At 70.5% G+C, this 14733-nt stretch carries 15 protein-coding genes; 8 read left to right on the forward strand and 7 right to left on the reverse strand.

What is annotated here, in order from left to right:
• The first annotated feature begins 5 nt into the window (after nucleotides 1-5).
• A complete protein-coding gene (locus ACFW01_RS36520; RefSeq protein ID WP_384510905.1) occupies nucleotides 6-2570 on the forward strand; it encodes an FHA domain-containing protein in 2565 nt (854 codons plus the stop codon).
• 122 nt (nucleotides 2571-2692) lie between these two features.
• Here ACFW01_RS36520 and ACFW01_RS36525 read toward each other — a convergent pair whose 3' ends face one another.
• From ACFW01_RS36525 to ACFW01_RS36535, 3 genes are all read right to left on the reverse strand, one after another.
• Complete coding sequence (locus ACFW01_RS36525) at nucleotides 2693-3406, reverse strand: transglycosylase SLT domain-containing protein (RefSeq protein ID WP_234953238.1); 714 nt, start codon at nucleotides 3404-3406, stop codon at nucleotides 2693-2695.
• Between the two features lie 352 nt (nucleotides 3407-3758).
• Nucleotides 3759-4802: an S-adenosylmethionine:tRNA ribosyltransferase-isomerase gene (locus tag ACFW01_RS36530; protein ID WP_384510908.1), complete on the reverse strand. Its 1044-nt coding sequence runs from the start codon at nucleotides 4800-4802 to the stop codon at nucleotides 3759-3761.
• Entirely contained in the window at nucleotides 4799-5497 is a 699-nt protein-coding gene (locus ACFW01_RS36535; protein WP_234953234.1) for an SDR family NAD(P)-dependent oxidoreductase, read from the reverse strand. The genes ACFW01_RS36530 and ACFW01_RS36535 overlap by 4 nt, the downstream gene beginning before the upstream one ends.
• A 221-nt stretch (nucleotides 5498-5718) precedes the next feature.
• Between ACFW01_RS36535 and ACFW01_RS36540 the strand changes: the two genes are divergently transcribed.
• From ACFW01_RS36540 to chpE, 3 genes are all read left to right on the forward strand, one after another.
• Nucleotides 5719-6897 (forward strand): GAF domain-containing sensor histidine kinase, encoded by a 1179-nt coding sequence (locus tag ACFW01_RS36540; RefSeq protein ID WP_384510911.1) that lies wholly within the window; start codon nucleotides 5719-5721, stop codon nucleotides 6895-6897.
• Nucleotides 6890-7531 (forward strand): response regulator transcription factor, encoded by a 642-nt coding sequence (locus tag ACFW01_RS36545; protein WP_234953230.1) that lies wholly within the window; start codon nucleotides 6890-6892, stop codon nucleotides 7529-7531. The genes ACFW01_RS36540 and ACFW01_RS36545 overlap by 8 nt, the downstream gene beginning before the upstream one ends.
• Nucleotides 7532-7666: 135 nt before the next feature.
• Entirely contained in the window at nucleotides 7667-7912 is a 246-nt protein-coding gene (gene chpE, locus ACFW01_RS36550) for a chaplin ChpE (protein WP_234953228.1), read from the forward strand.
• Between the two features lie 167 nt (nucleotides 7913-8079).
• On the opposite strand, the gene ACFW01_RS36555 is transcribed toward chpE, so the two are convergent.
• Nucleotides 8080-8868, reverse strand: a complete 789-nt coding sequence (locus ACFW01_RS36555) for a hypothetical protein (RefSeq protein ID WP_234953226.1) — start codon at nucleotides 8866-8868, stop codon at nucleotides 8080-8082.
• A 151-nt stretch (nucleotides 8869-9019) separates the two neighbouring features.
• Here ACFW01_RS36555 and ACFW01_RS36560 point away from each other — a divergent pair, with 151 nt between their 5' ends.
• The 3 genes from ACFW01_RS36560 to ACFW01_RS36570 all read left to right on the forward strand — a co-directional run bounded on the left by ACFW01_RS36560 (nucleotide 9020) and on the right by ACFW01_RS36570 (nucleotide 11390).
• Complete coding sequence (locus tag ACFW01_RS36560; protein WP_234953224.1) at nucleotides 9020-9817, forward strand: ABC transporter ATP-binding protein; 798 nt, start codon at nucleotides 9020-9022, stop codon at nucleotides 9815-9817.
• Nucleotides 9818-9871: 54 nt separating this feature from the next.
• Complete coding sequence (locus ACFW01_RS36565) at nucleotides 9872-10303, forward strand: NfeD family protein (RefSeq protein ID WP_125494449.1); 432 nt, start codon at nucleotides 9872-9874, stop codon at nucleotides 10301-10303.
• A gap of 142 nt (nucleotides 10304-10445) precedes the next feature.
• Nucleotides 10446-11390 carry an SPFH domain-containing protein gene (locus tag ACFW01_RS36570; protein WP_234953222.1) on the forward strand — a complete coding sequence of 315 codons (945 nt, stop codon included), beginning with the start codon at nucleotides 10446-10448 and terminating at the stop codon, nucleotides 11388-11390.
• Between the two features lie 122 nt (nucleotides 11391-11512).
• Here ACFW01_RS36570 and ACFW01_RS36575 read toward each other — a convergent pair whose 3' ends face one another.
• The 3 genes from ACFW01_RS36575 to ACFW01_RS36585 all read right to left on the reverse strand — a co-directional run bounded on the left by ACFW01_RS36575 (nucleotide 11513) and on the right by ACFW01_RS36585 (nucleotide 13592).
• The gene (locus tag ACFW01_RS36575; protein ID WP_234953220.1) at nucleotides 11513-12019 is read right to left on the reverse strand and encodes an HNH endonuclease; all 507 of its coding nucleotides are present in this window, start codon (nucleotides 12017-12019) and stop codon (nucleotides 11513-11515) included.
• 201 nt (nucleotides 12020-12220) lie between these two features.
• Complete coding sequence (locus tag ACFW01_RS36580; protein WP_234953218.1) at nucleotides 12221-12760, reverse strand: YbhB/YbcL family Raf kinase inhibitor-like protein; 540 nt, start codon at nucleotides 12758-12760, stop codon at nucleotides 12221-12223.
• Nucleotides 12761-12809: 49 nt separating this feature from the next.
• Nucleotides 12810-13592 (reverse strand): sporulation protein, encoded by a 783-nt coding sequence (locus ACFW01_RS36585; protein ID WP_384510918.1) that lies wholly within the window; start codon nucleotides 13590-13592, stop codon nucleotides 12810-12812.
• A gap of 141 nt (nucleotides 13593-13733) precedes the next feature.
• Here ACFW01_RS36585 and ACFW01_RS36590 point away from each other — a divergent pair, with 141 nt between their 5' ends.
• A complete protein-coding gene (locus ACFW01_RS36590) occupies nucleotides 13734-14375 on the forward strand; it encodes a DNA-3-methyladenine glycosylase (protein WP_384510920.1) in 642 nt (213 codons plus the stop codon).
• The last annotated feature ends 358 nt before the right edge of the window (nucleotides 14376-14733 follow it).

Genomic DNA, 14733 nt, shown 5'->3' on the forward strand with positions numbered 1-14733 from the left:
TTGGAGTGCCGGAACTCGTACTGGAATCCAACGGACGGACCTGGACGCTCGATCCGTCCCGGTCATACGCGCTCGGACGCGATCCGCAGGGGGAGCTTGTCTTTGACGACGCCAGGGTGTCCTGGCGTCACGCCACGATCACTTTCGACGGCCGCAGTTGGGTCGTCGAGGACCACGGGAGCACCAACGGCACGTTCGTGCACGGGCAGCGGGTCCAGCGAATGGAGCTCGGCGCGGGCAGCGTGCTGAACCTGGGTAACGCGAACGACGGACCGCGCGTCGACCTGACCGGCGTACCGGCTTCGGCCGGAACACCGCAGGCCCAGCCCCGGCAGACGCCGCAGGCCCAGCCCCAGCAGCAGCCGTACGCCGCGCAGGGCGCGAACGCCGGCTGGGCCCAGCAGGCCCCGGCACAGCAGCCGCCGCAGCACGGGCAGCCGCATCAGCAGCCCCAGCAGGCCGGCTGGCAGCAGCCGCAGCAGGCCGCACCGCACTTCCCCCAGCAGCAGGGCCCCGGCGGCGCGGCGGGGGCGCCGCCGGTCCACGGCGACCGCAGCCCGACCACGTTCCACCAGTTCTCGCTCGGCCGTGTGATGCGCATCGGCCGTGCCCTGGAGAACGAGCTGGTCGTCTCCGACCTCCAGGTCTCCCGCAACCACGCGGAGTTCCACGCCACGCCCGACGGGCGCATGGAGATCCGTGACCTGGGCTCGCACAACGGCACGTACGTCAACGGCCAGCCGATCGCCAAGGGCGGCTCGCAGCTGCTCGGCCCGGCCGACGTCGTCGGCGTCGGCCACTCGACGTTCCGGATCGTCGGCGACCGGCTCGAGGAGTTCGTCGACACCGGTGAGGTGTCCTTCTCCGCGAGGCACCTGACCGTCACGGTCGACGGCGGCAAGCAGATCCTCAAGGACGTCTCCTTCGGCGTACCGGAGAAGTCGCTGATCGCGGTCATCGGACCGTCCGGCTCCGGCAAGTCGACCCTGCTCAAGGCGCTCACCGGCTACCGGCCGGCCGACCAGGGCGAGGTCCTCTACGACAACCGGAACCTGTACAAGCAGTTCGCCGAGCTGCGTCAGCGCATCGGTCTGGTCCCGCAGGACGACATCCTGCACAAGGAGCTGACCGTCAAGAAGGCCCTCAAGTACGCGGCCAAGCTCCGCTTCCCGGCCGACACCACGGCCGCGGAGCGCGACTCCCGCATCGACGAGGTGCTGCGCGAGCTGAAGCTGGACATCCACAAGGACAAGAAGGTCACGTCCCTCTCCGGTGGTCAGCGCAAGCGCGTCTCGGTCGCCCTGGAGCTGCTCACCAAGCCGTCGCTGATCTTCCTGGACGAACCGACCTCCGGCCTCGACCCCGGCATGGACCGCGACGTCATGCAGCTGCTGCGCGGGCTGGCCGACGACGGCCGCACGGTCCTCGTCGTCACCCACTCGGTGGCCGAGCTGGCGATCTGCGACAAACTGCTGGTGATGGCGCCGGGCGGCTCGGTGGCCTACTTCGGCCCGCCGGAGGAGGCGCTGAACTTCTTCGGCTACGACACCTGGGCCGACGTCTTCTCCGCCTTCGAGAACTACCGCGACTACGACTGGGCGGGCCGCTGGAAGGGCTCGCAGCACTACCAGATGTACGCCGCGGACATCGACGCCGTCGCCCCGCAGTCCGTAGCGGTGCCGGCGATGCAGGCCATGAAGCCGCCGAAGCCGCAGGGCTGGATGTCGCAGTTCGTGACGCTGGTGCGGCGCTACGTCTCGGTGATCGTCTCCGACAAGGGCTTCCTCGCCCTGATGGTGATCCTGCCGGCCGTGCTCGGCGCGGTGAGCCTGCTGATCGACGCGGACAAGGGCCTGCTGCCCAACCCGCCCAATCCGCAGAGCGGCCGGATCATCCCGAACGGCACCGCCACCACGGTCCTGCTGATCCTCGCCGTGGGCGCCTGCTTCGCCGGCGCCGCGAACTCGGTCCGCGAGCTGATCAAGGAACGGGTGATCTACGAGCGGGAACGCGCGACCGGCCTGTCGCGGTCCGCGTACCTGATGTCCAAGGTCTTCGTACTCGGCATGATCACCGTGCTGCAGGGCCTGCTGGTCGGTGTGATCGGCTTCGCCAACCGCGAGATCCCCGAAGAGGGCCTGATCCTCGGCGGCGCGACCCTCGTCGAACTGTCACTGCCGATCATGGCGCTGGGCTTCACGTCGATGATGTTCGGCCTGATCATCTCGTCGCTGGTGAAGACCGCCGAGAAGACCATGCCGCTGCTGGTCATGTTCGCGATCATCCAGGTCGTCTTCACCGGCTGCCTCTTCGCGCTGAACGGCGCGGTCGGCGTCAACCAGTTCTCGTACCTCATGCCCTCGCGCTGGGCGGTGGCCGCGGCCGGCGCCACGCTGGACTTCAACAAGATCAGCCCGCCCGAGGAGGGCGCCGGGGCCGATCCGCTGTGGGAGCACACCGTGGCCGCCTGGGGCATGGACATGGCCGCCCTGATCGTCCTGGGCGTGATCTGCGGCTTCTTCGTGGCGCGCTTCCTGCGCCGGCACGAGCCCGAGGTCATGCGCAAGTGACACGGGCCGCGGGTGACCGCGGCGAGACGCCCCGAAGGGCGGCACCCCGTCAGGAGGGTGCCGCCCTTCGGCGTGCGATCGGCGTCCGCGTCGGCGTCGGTCCGAAGAGGTCCGCGCCGACCTCAGTACGCGCTGTCGACGTTGTCCATGGTGCCGTACTTGTCCGCGGCGTAGTTGCACGCGGCGACGATGTTGGCGACCGGGTCCCAGATGTTCTTCGAGGTGCCGGCCACGTGGTAGGCCTCGAAGGTCGGCGGGATGACCTGGAGCAGGCCCTTCGACGGGATGCCGTTGATGGCGTTGATGTCCCAGTCGTTGATGGCCTTCGGGTTGCCGGAGGACTCCCGCATGATGTTGCGGTGGATGCCCTCGTAGGAGCCGGGGATGTCGTGCTTCTTCATGATGGCCCGGGCCTCGCGGATCCAGCCGTCGAGGTTGTTCGGGTACGACTTCTTGACCTCGGCGCGCTTGGCGGACCGGCTGGCGGCCTCCTTCGCCTCACGCTTCGCGGCGGCCTTCTTCGCGGCCTTCTTCGCCGCGGCCTTCTCGGCGGCGGCCTTCTTCGCGGCCGCCTCCTTCTTGGCCTCGATGGTGGCGACCTTCTGGCTGGCACCGGCCAGCTGGCCGGTGACGCCGGCGTGGACGTCCTGGATCTGCTTGGTGCTGTACGCCACCTTGGCCGTCGGAGCGGCCTCGCTCGTGGTCGTCTGGCCGCTGGCCGGCACGGCGGTGAGGGCGACGGCGGCGGCGCCGAGCGTGCCGACACCGGCTATGGCGGCCTTCTGGGTGCGGGTCAGGGAACGACTGCGACCACGGGAAAGGATGTTCTTGAGCATGGCGGGATAGACCTCTTCGGATAGCGCGGAGGTCGCTCTCGTCCGGTGGGGACAGGGGTGCTTCCGGCACAAACGCCGTGGGGGAGAACCCACGGCGCTGAGCGACGAGAGCAATTCTTAGCGGCCGCAAAATCCGGAGGCAAAGGTGTGACGTACGATCCGGGGTAGTGGATCAGGGAACGGCGAAACGGGGCAGATTGGACTATCTGCCCCGCTCAAAACGGACGAGTGGTACTCCTACTCCTCTTCGTACGTGACGTGCGCCCTATGCCCGGGCTCACATCGACCCCCCGCCGTTCTCACCGTTGGTTGCTGAAGCAATGCACTGTGTGAGTGGCCGTGCGGCCCTCTCCTACGGCAGGAGGAGATGCACGTCGCCGAACTCGTGCCACAGGTAGCGCCCCTGTACCGCCGCGTCGTACCCGAGGTCGATCGCCGCCCGCCCCGCCACCGCCTCCAGCATCAGCAGGTGCGAGGCCTCGGGCTCGTGCAGCCCGGTCAGCAGACCGTCCACCACCCGCACCCCGCGCTCCGGGGTCACGACCAGATCCGTCCACCCCGCCCGCGCCCGTACGACACCGCCACCGCCGGCCGCCGACTCCACCGCCCGCACGGCGGTCGTCCCCACGGCCACCACCCGCCGCCCGGCGGCCCGCGCGGCGTTGATCAGCCGCGCCGACTCCCCGGGTACCGAGAACCGCTCCGGATACGGCGGCTCGTGCGACTCCGCCGAAGCCACTCCCGTGTGCAGCGTCACGGGCGCGAACTGCACGCCGCGGCTCACCAGCTCCGTCACCAGCCGTGCAGTGAAGGGGCGCGCCGCGCTCGGCATCTCGGCGCTGCCCGTCCCGTCGGGCGTCGCCAGCGCGAACACCGTCTGGTACACGGACAGCGGCTGGTCCCGCTCCGTGTACGAGTAGCGAATGGGCCGCCCGTGCTCCCGCAGCACCGCGGTCACCTCCGCCCCCGACGCCCGCGCCCACCACAACCGGTCCCCGCGCGTACTCAACGGCTCCTCCGCCACCAGCCGCCCACCGCCCGGCAGCCGCACCACCGTCCCCTTCGCCACGCACGCACGCGCGCGCGTGGTGCCCCGCCCGTCCGGCTCCCGCACCTCCACCGCCCACCGGCCGTCGTCCCCGCGTGTGGAGAAGTGCACCACCACGCGCGTGTGCCCGACCGACCCGTCGACCGCGGCGGCCAGCGTCGGTGACGTGTTGACCACCAGCAGATCACCGGCCCGCAGCAGCCCGGGCAGCTCACCGAAGACGTGATGCGACACCTCGGTGCCCCGCGACACCAGCAGCCGTACGCCGTCCCGGTCCAGGCCCGGCCCCCGCTGCTCGGCCGGCACCCGCGCCGACAGCTCCTCCGGCACCCTCAGCGCCACCGTCATGACCGAGCCTCCAGCAGGGCCGGAGCCGCGTAGCGCCCACTGGCCGGCCGCTCGTCCAGCAACCGCAGGAGCGCCGGAACGACACCGACCGGATCGGGCCTCGGATCGTCGTCGTCCGGTACGGCCGCCGCGTACAGGTCCGTGGCCATGTCCCCCGGATCCACCGCCCAGACCCGCAGCCCCGGCTCCTCGACGCCCAGCACCGCCGCCAGCTGGTCCAGCGCCGCCTTCGACGCCCCGTAGCCGCCCCACGTCTCGTACGCCTCGGCCGCCGCGTCCGAGCTGATCGTCAGCACCGCGCCCGCCGGAGCCGCCCGCAGCGCCGGCAGCGCCTCCTGAACCAGGCCGAGCGCGGCCACGACGTTCACCTCCAGGGCCCGCCGCAGCCCGTCCGCCGGCAGCTCCGCCAGCCGCACCAGCGGCTCCGCACCCAGCGCGCTCGCGTTGCTGACCAGCAGATCCACCCCGCCCAGCCGCCCCGCCTCCGTCACCAGCCCGGCCCGGTGCCAGGGCTCGGTGACGTCCCCGGGCAACGCCGTCACGCGCGTGCCGTACGCCTCCAGCGCCGCCGCCGTGTCCTTGAGCACCTCAGGGGTCCGGGCGTCCAGCACCAGATCCCACCCCCGAGCCGCCAACGCCTCGGCGAGCGCTCGGCCCAGCCCCTTCGACGCTCCCGTGATGATCGCGACCGGCATGACACACGTCCCCTCGTCGTCCCCGCCGCCACCCGTCCGGTACGGCGTGATCCTCAACGTAGGAACCGGGCCCCGCCCGCCGCCTCGGGCACCGGCCCCAACCCGGCGGGGTCCTTCGCCCTAGGCCGGAAGGACGGGACCTCGGACCTAGGCCCACCGCCCTAGGCGGCGGCGGTCACAGGTCCGATCCCCCTGTCACCCCCCGCCGGTACCGTGAGGACATGAGTCAAGGCCCCCGGTCCGGCCTCGCCGCGGTGAGTTCCGCGCTGCTGGCCATGAGCAGACACCTGGAGGTGCGCGACGTCCTCAAGACGATCGTCGCCTCCGCCCGCGAGCTGCTGGACGCCCAGTACGCCGCCCTCGGCGTCCCCGACGACCACGGCGGCTTCGCCCAGTTCGTGGTCGACGGCGTCAGTGACGAGCAGTGGAAGGCCATCGGCCCGCTCCCGCGCCAGCACGGCATCCTCGCCGCGATGCTCCACGAGGCCACGCCCGAGCGGCTCGCCGACGTCCGCGAGGACCCGCGTTTCGGCGGCTGGCCATCCGCGCACCCCGACCTGGTGGACTTCCTGGGGCTGCCGATCCGCGACGGCGACGAGATCATCGGCGCACTCTTCCTGGCCAACAAGCTGTGCCCCGTGGAGGGACACCCCCCACACCCCCCGGGCCCGAAACCTGAAGGCACCTGCGGCTTCACCCCGGACGACGAGGAACTGCTCGGCATCCTCGCCCAGCACGCCGCCATCGCCCTCACCAACGCGCGCCTGTACGAACGCAGCCGCGAGCTGACCATCGCCGAGGAGCGCTCCCGCCTCGCCCACGAGCTGCACGACGCGGTCAGCCAGAAGCTCTTCTCGCTGCGCCTGACCGCCCAGGCCGCCACCGCCCTGGTCGACCGTGACCCCGCGCGGGCCAAGGGCGAACTGCAGCAGGTCGCCGCCCTCGCCGCGGAGGCAGCCGACGAGCTGCGCGCCGCCGTCGTGGAGCTGCGCCCCGCCGCCCTGGAGGAGGACGGCCTCGTCGCCACCCTGCGCACCCAGATCCAGGTCCTCGACCGCGCCCACACCGCGCGCGTGACCTTCGCCGGACACGGGGTCAAGGCCCTGCCCGCCGCCCAGGAGGAGGCGATGCTGCGCGTCGCCCAGGAGGCGCTGCACAACGCCCTGCGCCACTCCGAGGCGGCACGCGTCGAGGTGACCCTGCACCGGAAGGGCACCGGGGCCGTACTGCGGGTCACCGACGACGGCAGCGGCTTCGACCCGCGCACCGTGCGCCGCGCGGGACGCCACCTCGGCCTGGTCTCGATGCGCGACCGGGCCAACGGCACCGGGGGAAGACTCACCGTGCAGTCCGCGCCCGGCAAGGGCACCACGATCGAGATGGAGGTCCCCGGTGGCTGACGCAATCAAGGTGCTGCTCGTCGACGATCACCAGGTGGTCCGCCGGGGCCTGCGCACCTTCCTGGAGGTGCAGGACGACATCGTCGTGGTCGGGGAGGCCGCCGACGGCGCCGAAGGAGTCGACCGCGCCCTGGAACTGACACCCGACGTGATCCTCATGGACGTCAAGATGCCCGGCATGGACGGCGTCGACGCGCTGCGCAGGCTCCGCGAACTGGACAACCACGCGCGCGTACTGGTCGTCACCAGCTTCACCGAGCAGCGCACCGTCGTCCCGGCCCTGCGCGCGGGCGCGGCGGGTTACGTCTACAAGGACGTCGACCCCGAGGCGCTGGCCGGCGCCATCCGCTCCGTCCACGCCGGCCACATCCTGCTCCAGCCCGAGGTGGCCGGCGCCCTGCTCAGCCAGGACGAGGGAAACTCCGGCCAGGGCAGGGCCGGTTCACTCACGGAGCGCGAGCGCGAGGTGCTGGGGCTGATCGCGGACGGCCGCTCCAACCGGGAGATCGCGCGGGCGCTGGTGCTCTCCGAGAAGACCGTCAAGACCCACGTCTCGAACATCCTGATGAAGCTCGACCTGGCGGACCGCACCCAGGCCGCGCTGTGGGCCGTACGCCACGGCGTGACCGGCTGACGGAAGGTTCCCTTCCGGTCGGAGATTCATACCGTCGTGGGAATGTCCCCCGTATGGCGCATCCTTTGCGGGGGCCGGCCGTTCTCCAGTGCGTGCCGCGGCGACTGCCGCGGCGTTCGCAAGGAGGGCTTGTAAGTGAAGAACCTGAAGAAGGCAGCGGCCGTGACGATGGTGGCCGGCGGGCTGATCGCCGCCGGCGCGGGGATGGCCTCCGCCACCGACGGGTCCCAGGCCCACGGCGAGGCCGTCGGCTCCCCGGGCGTCGCCTCCGGCAACCTGGTCCAGGCGCCGATCCACATCCCGGTCAACGCCGTCGGCAACAGCGTCAACGTCATCGGCGTCCTGAACCCGGCCTTCGGCAACCTGGGTCTCAACCACTGACCCAGGCCGTCAACGATGCCTGCGGCCTCCCGGGCTCCCTGGGAGGCCGACCGGCACCAGCCAGTCCGTCCGGCGTGTGAGGACGAGGCCGTTCAGGCCGAAAGCGGCGTCTGGGGGCGCAGCCCCCGGGTCGCCCACACCAGTGCCCGGGTACAGGGTGAGAACGGTCACCGCATCCCCCGCCCCCGCTCCTCCACAACGGAGTTGTACGCCGCGACCAGCGCCCGCCGTGCCGTCCGCTCCACCGGCCGCAGCGCCTCCCCCCGCGCCGCCATCTCGGACGCGCTCACCGCCCCACCGTGACCGTTCTCATACGCCAGCGACACCAGCGCCCCCACCCGCTGCGCCAACTCCAGCACCCGCACCGCCCGCGGCGGATACCCCGGCGCCAGCACCTCCCGACCGCGCTCGGCCCGCGCCCGGTACGCGGCGACCGCCGCCTCCGCCACCGGCCCCGACCCGGCCACGTCCAGCCGCGTCAGCATCTCCGTCGCGTCGCGCAGCGCCTCCGCCAGCTCCCGCTCCGCCTCCCCGAGCGAGGGCACGTCCGCGGGCGGCGCCTCCCGCACCGGCAGGCAGTGCCAGACCACCTCGACGTGCACGTCACCCTCGGGCCCGGCCTCGTGCACCTCGGGCACCAGCCCCACCGCCGCACCGTGACAGACCACGGCCTCCTCCGCCTCCAGCGCCCGCGCGTTGAAGTCCGGCGGACCGCTCAGGCCCAGCGGATGCCCCGGCGAGGGCAGCGCGACCCGCAGCCCCGTCGCCCCGAGCGCCCGCAGCCGGCCGAGCGCCAGCGTGAGACCGACGGGCGCCGGTTCGCCGGGCAGCCCCTCCACTCGATGCACCGCGTCCTCCCCGACGATCGCCACCGCGGCGTCATCAGGCGAGACCAATCCGGCAATAAGGGCATTTCCCCAGGCGGCAAGGCGCCCTGCGCGTGGTTCCGAGAGCATGCCCCCACCCTAAGGACCGGACCGATGGAACGGTCATGCCGACCGGTGGCGTAGATTTCCTGGAGGGCCTGCGCCCACCGGCGCGGCGACCCGAGCCAAGGCGTACGCGACAGCCGAGACCGGCCACAATGCAAGGGGAGACAACGCGCTCATGAGCGATGTTCTGGAGCTTCAGGACGTATCCGTGGTCCGCGAGGGCCGGGCTCTGGTGGACCAGGTCTCCTGGTCGGTGAAGGAGGGCGAACGCTGGGTCATCCTCGGCCCCAACGGCGCCGGCAAGACCACCCTCCTCAATGTCGCGTCCAGCTACCTCTACCCCAGCCAGGGCACCGCCACCATCCTCGGCGAGACGCTCGGCAAGCCCGGCACCGACGTCTTCGAGCTGCGCCCGCGCATCGGCATGGCCGGCATCGCCATGGCCGACAAGCTGCCCAAGCGCCAGACCGTCCTGCAGACCGTGCTGACCGCCGCCTACGGCATGACGGCGGGCTGGCACGAGGACTACGAGGACATCGACGAGCAGCGCGCCCGCGCCTTCCTCGACCGCCTCGGCATGACCGAGTACCTGGAGCGGAAGTTCGGCACCCTCTCCGAGGGCGAGCGCAAGCGCACCCTCATCGCCCGCGCCCTGATGACCGACCCCGAGCTGCTGCTCCTGGACGAGCCGGCCGCCGGCCTCGACCTCGGCGGCCGCGAGGACCTCGTCCGCCGCCTCGGCCGGCTCGCCCGCGACCCCATCGCGCCCTCCATGATCATGGTCACCCACCACGTCGAGGAGATCGCGCCGGGCTTCACCCACGTCCTGATGATCCGTCAGGGCAAGGTCATGGCCGCCGGCCCGCTGGAGCTGGAACTCACCTCCCGCAACCTCTCCCTCTGCTTCGGACTCCCGCTGGTCGTCGAGCAGAACGGCGACCGCTGGACCGCACAGGGCCTGCCGCTGTCCTGACCCGCCCCCCGTGCGCCCTGTCCCCAGCCCACCCGACGGACCTACCATGACCACGTGAACGACATCGACGCATGGGTGTGGTGGCTCGTCGCCGCGGCAGCGCTCGGAATCCCGCTCGTCGTGACCGCGATGCCGGAGTTCGGGATGTTCGCCGTCGGGGCGGTCGCCGCCGCCGTGGCCTCCGGGTTCGGCGCGGACCTCGTCGTCCAGGTCCTCGTCTTCGTCGTCGTATCGGTCGCCCTCATCGCGGTCGTACGGCCCGTCGCCGCCCGGCATCGCTCCCAACAGCCCCAACTGGCCACGGGAGTCGACGCCCTGAAGGGCAGACAGGCCGTCGTCGTGGAGCGGGTCGACGGCTCCGGCGGCCGGATCAAACTCGCCGGCGAGATCTGGTCGGCACGCGCACTGGACACCGGACGCGCCTTCGAAGCGGGCGAGGAAGTCGACGTCGTGGACATCGAGGGGGCCACGGCGATCATCATGTGACCCCGCCGTGCGCAAGTGGCCCGAACGGGCCCCGAGTCGTGCGACGGTCTGTCAGACTCGACCAGCAAGATCCTCAACAGCCGTAAGATCAGCAGTAGTCAGGGTCAGTGAACAGGGTCGGAGAAGGGGACGGACAACCACGATGGAACCGGTCATCATCGTTTTGATCATCCTGGTGGTGTTGGTCTTCATCGCCCTGATCAAGACCATCCAGGTCATCCCGCAGGCCAGCGCCGCCATCGTCGAGCGCTTCGGCCGCTACACGCGGACCCTGAACGCGGGCCTCAACATCGTGGTCCCGTTCATCGACACCATCCGCAACCGCATCGACCTGCGTGAACAGGTCGTCCCCTTCCCGCCGCAGCCGGTCATCACCCAGGACAACCTGGTCGTCAACATCGACACCGTCATCTACTACCAGGTGACCGACGCCCGCGCCGCGACCTACGAAGTCGCCAGCTACATCCAGGCCATCGAGCAGCTCACCGTCACCACGCTGCGCAACATCATCGGCGGCATGGACCTGGAACGGACCCTGACCTCCCGCGAGGAGATCAACGCGGCCCTGCGCGGCGTCCTCGACGAGGCCACCGGCAAGTGGGGCATCCGCGTCAACCGCGTCGAGCTCAAGGCGATCGAACCGCCCACCTCCATCCAGGACTCGATGGAGAAGCAGATGCGCGCCGACCGCGACAAGCGCGCCGCCATCCTCCAGGCCGAAGGTGTCCGGCAGTCCGAGATCCTGCGCGCCGAGGGCGAGAAGCAGTCCCAGATCCTGCGCGCCGAAGGTGAGGCCAAGGCCGCCGCCCTGCGCGCCGAGGGCGAGGCCCAGGCCGTCCGCACGGTCTTCGAGGCCATCCACGCCGGCGACCCGGACCAGAAGCTGCTCTCCTACCAGTACCTCCAGATGCTCCCGAAGATCGCCGAGGGCGACGCCAACAAGCTCTGGATCGTCCCCAGCGAAATCGGCGACGCCCTCAAGGGCCTGTCCGGCGCCATGGGCAACCTCGGGGGCCTGGGCGGCGGCGGCAACGGTACCCCCAGCGTCCCCGCGCAGGAACGCCGAGAGAAGCCGTCGATCGACTGAGGCGCGGTACGCGCCCTCAGGGGCGCGGGGCTGTGTCGACATGCGGCTCCGCCGCTTGGGCGCGACCAGCCACAGCCGACCCGCACCCGGCATCGAAACCCGGATGCACGGCGGCGCGGCCGTCACGCCGCGTCCAGCACCAACCACCCCGGCAACGCCTCGAAGTCGTCCCGAGCCAGCGCCAGCAACATCGCATCGGCGGGCGTGGGCTCGAACGGCTCCCGAAGCAACGGCATCCCCGCCTGCTCCGGCGTCCGGTTCGCCTTGCGGTGATTGTCCTCCGCACAGGAGGCCACCGTGTTCAGCCACGAGTCCTGCCCGCCGTGCGACCTCGGCACCACGTGGTCGACGGTCGTCGCCCGCCGGCCGCAGTACGCGCACCGGTGCCGGTCCCGGACCAGCACGCCCCGCCTCGACCAGGGAGCGCGTCTTCGAAAGGGCACCCGTACGTACTGGCAGAGCCTGATCACCCGTGGCGCCGGTATGTCGAGCGCGGCTCCGCGCATCCGCAGTTCGGGGTGGGCCTGCTCGACGACGGCCTTGTCCTGGAGCACCAGAACGACGGCTCGGTTCAACGTCACCGTCGACAACGGCTCGAAGCTCGCGTTCAGCACCAGCGTGTCCCGCATACCAGCCCACCTCCCGTGTGCACCGGCCCACCCCGTGGCGGGCTGGGATCAACTCTGGCCGGGCACGCCGAGATGGACAACGCAATATCCGCTGCTCCAGGGGCGACGATCTCCCCCCGCCACCCCTGGCAATAAAAATGCCCGCCCCTGATCCATTCCAAGACCGGGGGCGGGCAAACGTTCCATGAACGCTCGGAACGCTCAGCTGTCGGCGGGCACCTCGTACTCACCGATCAGCTGGGCGCGCCCGATCGTGTGGAACCGCAGATTGAAGCCGACGAACGCCGGGCTTCCCTCCGCGTCCGGGCCGAGCTTCTCCTGGTCCACGGCGTACACCGTGAACACGTAGCGGTGCGGCCCGTCGCCGGGCGGCGGGGCGGCACCGCCGAAGTCCTTGCTGCCGTAATCGTTGCGCGCCTGTACGGCACCCTGGGGCAGCCCCTCGAAGGTGCCGCTGCCCGCGCCCACCGGAAGCTCGGTCACCGACGCCGGGATGTCGAACACCACCCAGTGCCAGAACCCGCTGCCCGTCGGGGCGTCCGGGTCGTAGCAGGTCACGGCGAAGCTCTTGGTCTCGGCGGGGAAGCCCTCCCACCGCAGGTGCGGAGAGGTGTTGCCGGCCGCGTGGACCTGAGCGTCCTTGAGCGTCCCGCCCTCCTGGACGTCGTCGCTCGTGACCGTGAACGACGGCACGGGCGGGTGGAAGTCATGGGGGAGCGGACGCCGCTTCAGCTCGGTCACCTCGGTACCTCCTGAATGTCTGGTGCAGAGATGACCGAGCCTAGATCCATCAGAACCAGTTCCGCTTGCTGCCGACCTCGGACAGCCACTGGTTGAGGTACGCCGTCCAGTCCGTGCCCTGGTAGTCGTTCAGCCCCACCTTGAAGGAGCGGAAGGTGTCACTGCCCTCGCTGAACAGCCCGGGCTTCTTGTCCATCTCGAGAACGACGTCCATGGCCTGCGCGTCGGCGACAAAGCTCAGCTCGACCTGGTTCAGCCCCCGGTACTGCTGGGGCGGCAGGAACTCGATCTCCTGGTAGAAGGGCAGCTGCTGCCGCGTACCCCGGATGTGGCCACGCTCCATGTCGGCGCTCTTGAACCGGAAGCCCAGCCCGATGAACGCGTCCAGGATCGCCTTCTGCGCCGGCAGCGGATGCACGTTGATCGGGTCCAGGTCACCGGAGTCCACGGCACGGGCGATCTCCAGCTCCGTGGTGACGCCGATGTTCATCCCGCGCAGCGACTGCCCGTCGATCATGGTGACCGGCGTCTCCCAGGGGATCTCCAGCCCGAACGGCACCGCGTGCACGACACCGGCCTTCAGCTCGAAGGCACCGCCGAGCCGCACCTTGGCGAACTCGATGTCCTGCTTGTACTCCTGGTCGCCGCTCTCCACCTCGACCTTGGCCTGGAGCCCGACGGAGAGCCCCTCGATCTCCTGGTCGACGGATCCGCCCTGGATCCGCACCTCGCCCTGGACGACACCCCCCGGTACGACGTTGACCTCATTGAGCACGGTCTCGACCGAAGCCCCGCCGGCCCCCAGGCTCGCGAGCAGCTTCTTGAACGCCATGTCTCTCCTCCAGGCTTGCGTGTGAACCCTTGATCTCTACAAACGCGATCCGGCCGTGGCCGGTTCCGCGCCACACCCTGGCAAGCCGGACGCCCCATGGCCAGCCCGCGCACGGACCCGGCTGCGTTACGCTCGGACGGCATGATCGCGAGCCCTGACCGTACGCCCCTGCCCAGGGAATTCTTCGACCGGCCCGTCCTCGAGGTGGCCCCCGATCTCCTGGGCCGCGTCCTCGTGCGCGACACCCCGGACGGTCCGATCGCCCTCCGCCTGACGGAGGTCGAGGCCTACGACGGTCAGCACGACCCCGGCTCGCACGCCTACCGCGGCCGGACCCCCCGCAACGACGTGATGTTCGGTCCGCCCGGACGCGTGTACGTCTACTTCACCTACGGCATGTGGTTCTGCATGAACCTGGTGTGCGGTCCCGACGGCACCGCGAGCGCCGTCCTGCTCCGCGCCGGCGAGATCATCGAGGGCGCCGAGCTGGCCCGAACTCGTCGGCTCTCCGCCCGCAGTGACAAGGAACTGGCCAAAGGACCGGCCCGCTTGGCCACTGCCCTGGGGGTGGACCGATCTCTCGACGGCACCGACGCGTGCACGTCGGAGGACACCCCGCTGCGCATCCTGACGGGCACCCCCGTGCCCCGCGACCAGGTGCGGAACGGTCCGCGGACCGGAGTGTCCGGCGAGGGCGGGGTCCATCCGTGGCGTTACTGGGTTGCCGACGATCCGACGGTCAGCCCGTATCGGGCCCATGTCCCGAAGCGGCGCCGAAGTTGACTCTCCTTTGGGGGGCGCGTAACGTAGCCCGAGCCGCTTGACCCGGTTACGGCATTCGCCAGCAGCCGAGAGCGGCCAACCCACTACCTACGACTTCCCTCAGCGGGAGTGAATTCGTCATGCCTGCATGCCCGAATTCAAACTCGCCGGACCCGATTATGAGTCCGCGAAGGAATCGGCTAACGTAGTGAATGTCGAAAGGCCGACGGGCGAAAGCCCGAAAGCGCGAGACAAACCCGCCGACCGGGAATCGGATCGAAAAGGATCTGATAGAGTCGGAAACGCAAGACCGAAGGGAAGCGCCCGGAGGAAAGCCGCGAGACAGTGTCTCGGGTGAGTACAAAGGAAGCGTCCGTTC

The organism is Streptomyces sp. NPDC058985, assembly GCF_042740985.1.
Classification (GTDB): domain Bacteria; phylum Actinomycetota; class Actinomycetes; order Streptomycetales; family Streptomycetaceae; genus Streptomyces.

Bases quoted from the DNA above. Each gene is read 5' to 3' on its own strand.
- ACFW01_RS36575 (WP_234953220.1), bottom strand. From the start codon at position 12,019: ATGCGGGACACGCTGGTGCTGAACGCGAGCTTCGAGCCGTTGTCGACG.
- ACFW01_RS36535 (WP_234953234.1), bottom strand. From the start codon at position 5,497: ATGCCGGTCGCGATCATCACGGGAGCGTCGAAGGGGCTGGGCCGAGCG.
- ACFW01_RS36525 (WP_234953238.1), bottom strand. From the start codon at position 3,406: ATGCTCAAGAACATCCTTTCCCGTGGTCGCAGTCGTTCCCTGACCCGC.
- ACFW01_RS36530 (WP_384510908.1), bottom strand. From the start codon at position 4,802: ATGACGGTGGCGCTGAGGGTGCCGGAGGAGCTGTCGGCGCGGGTGCCG.
- ACFW01_RS36590 (WP_384510920.1), top strand. From the start codon at position 13,734: ATGATCGCGAGCCCTGACCGTACGCCCCTGCCCAGGGAATTCTTCGAC.
- ACFW01_RS36555 (WP_234953226.1), bottom strand. From the start codon at position 8,868: ATGCTCTCGGAACCACGCGCAGGGCGCCTTGCCGCCTGGGGAAATGCC.
- ACFW01_RS36560 (WP_234953224.1), top strand. From the start codon at position 9,020: ATGAGCGATGTTCTGGAGCTTCAGGACGTATCCGTGGTCCGCGAGGGC.
- ACFW01_RS36570 (WP_234953222.1), top strand. From the start codon at position 10,446: ATGGAACCGGTCATCATCGTTTTGATCATCCTGGTGGTGTTGGTCTTC.
- ACFW01_RS36540 (WP_384510911.1), top strand. From the start codon at position 5,719: ATGAGTCAAGGCCCCCGGTCCGGCCTCGCCGCGGTGAGTTCCGCGCTG.
- ACFW01_RS36585 (WP_384510918.1), bottom strand. From the start codon at position 13,592: ATGGCGTTCAAGAAGCTGCTCGCGAGCCTGGGGGCCGGCGGGGCTTCG.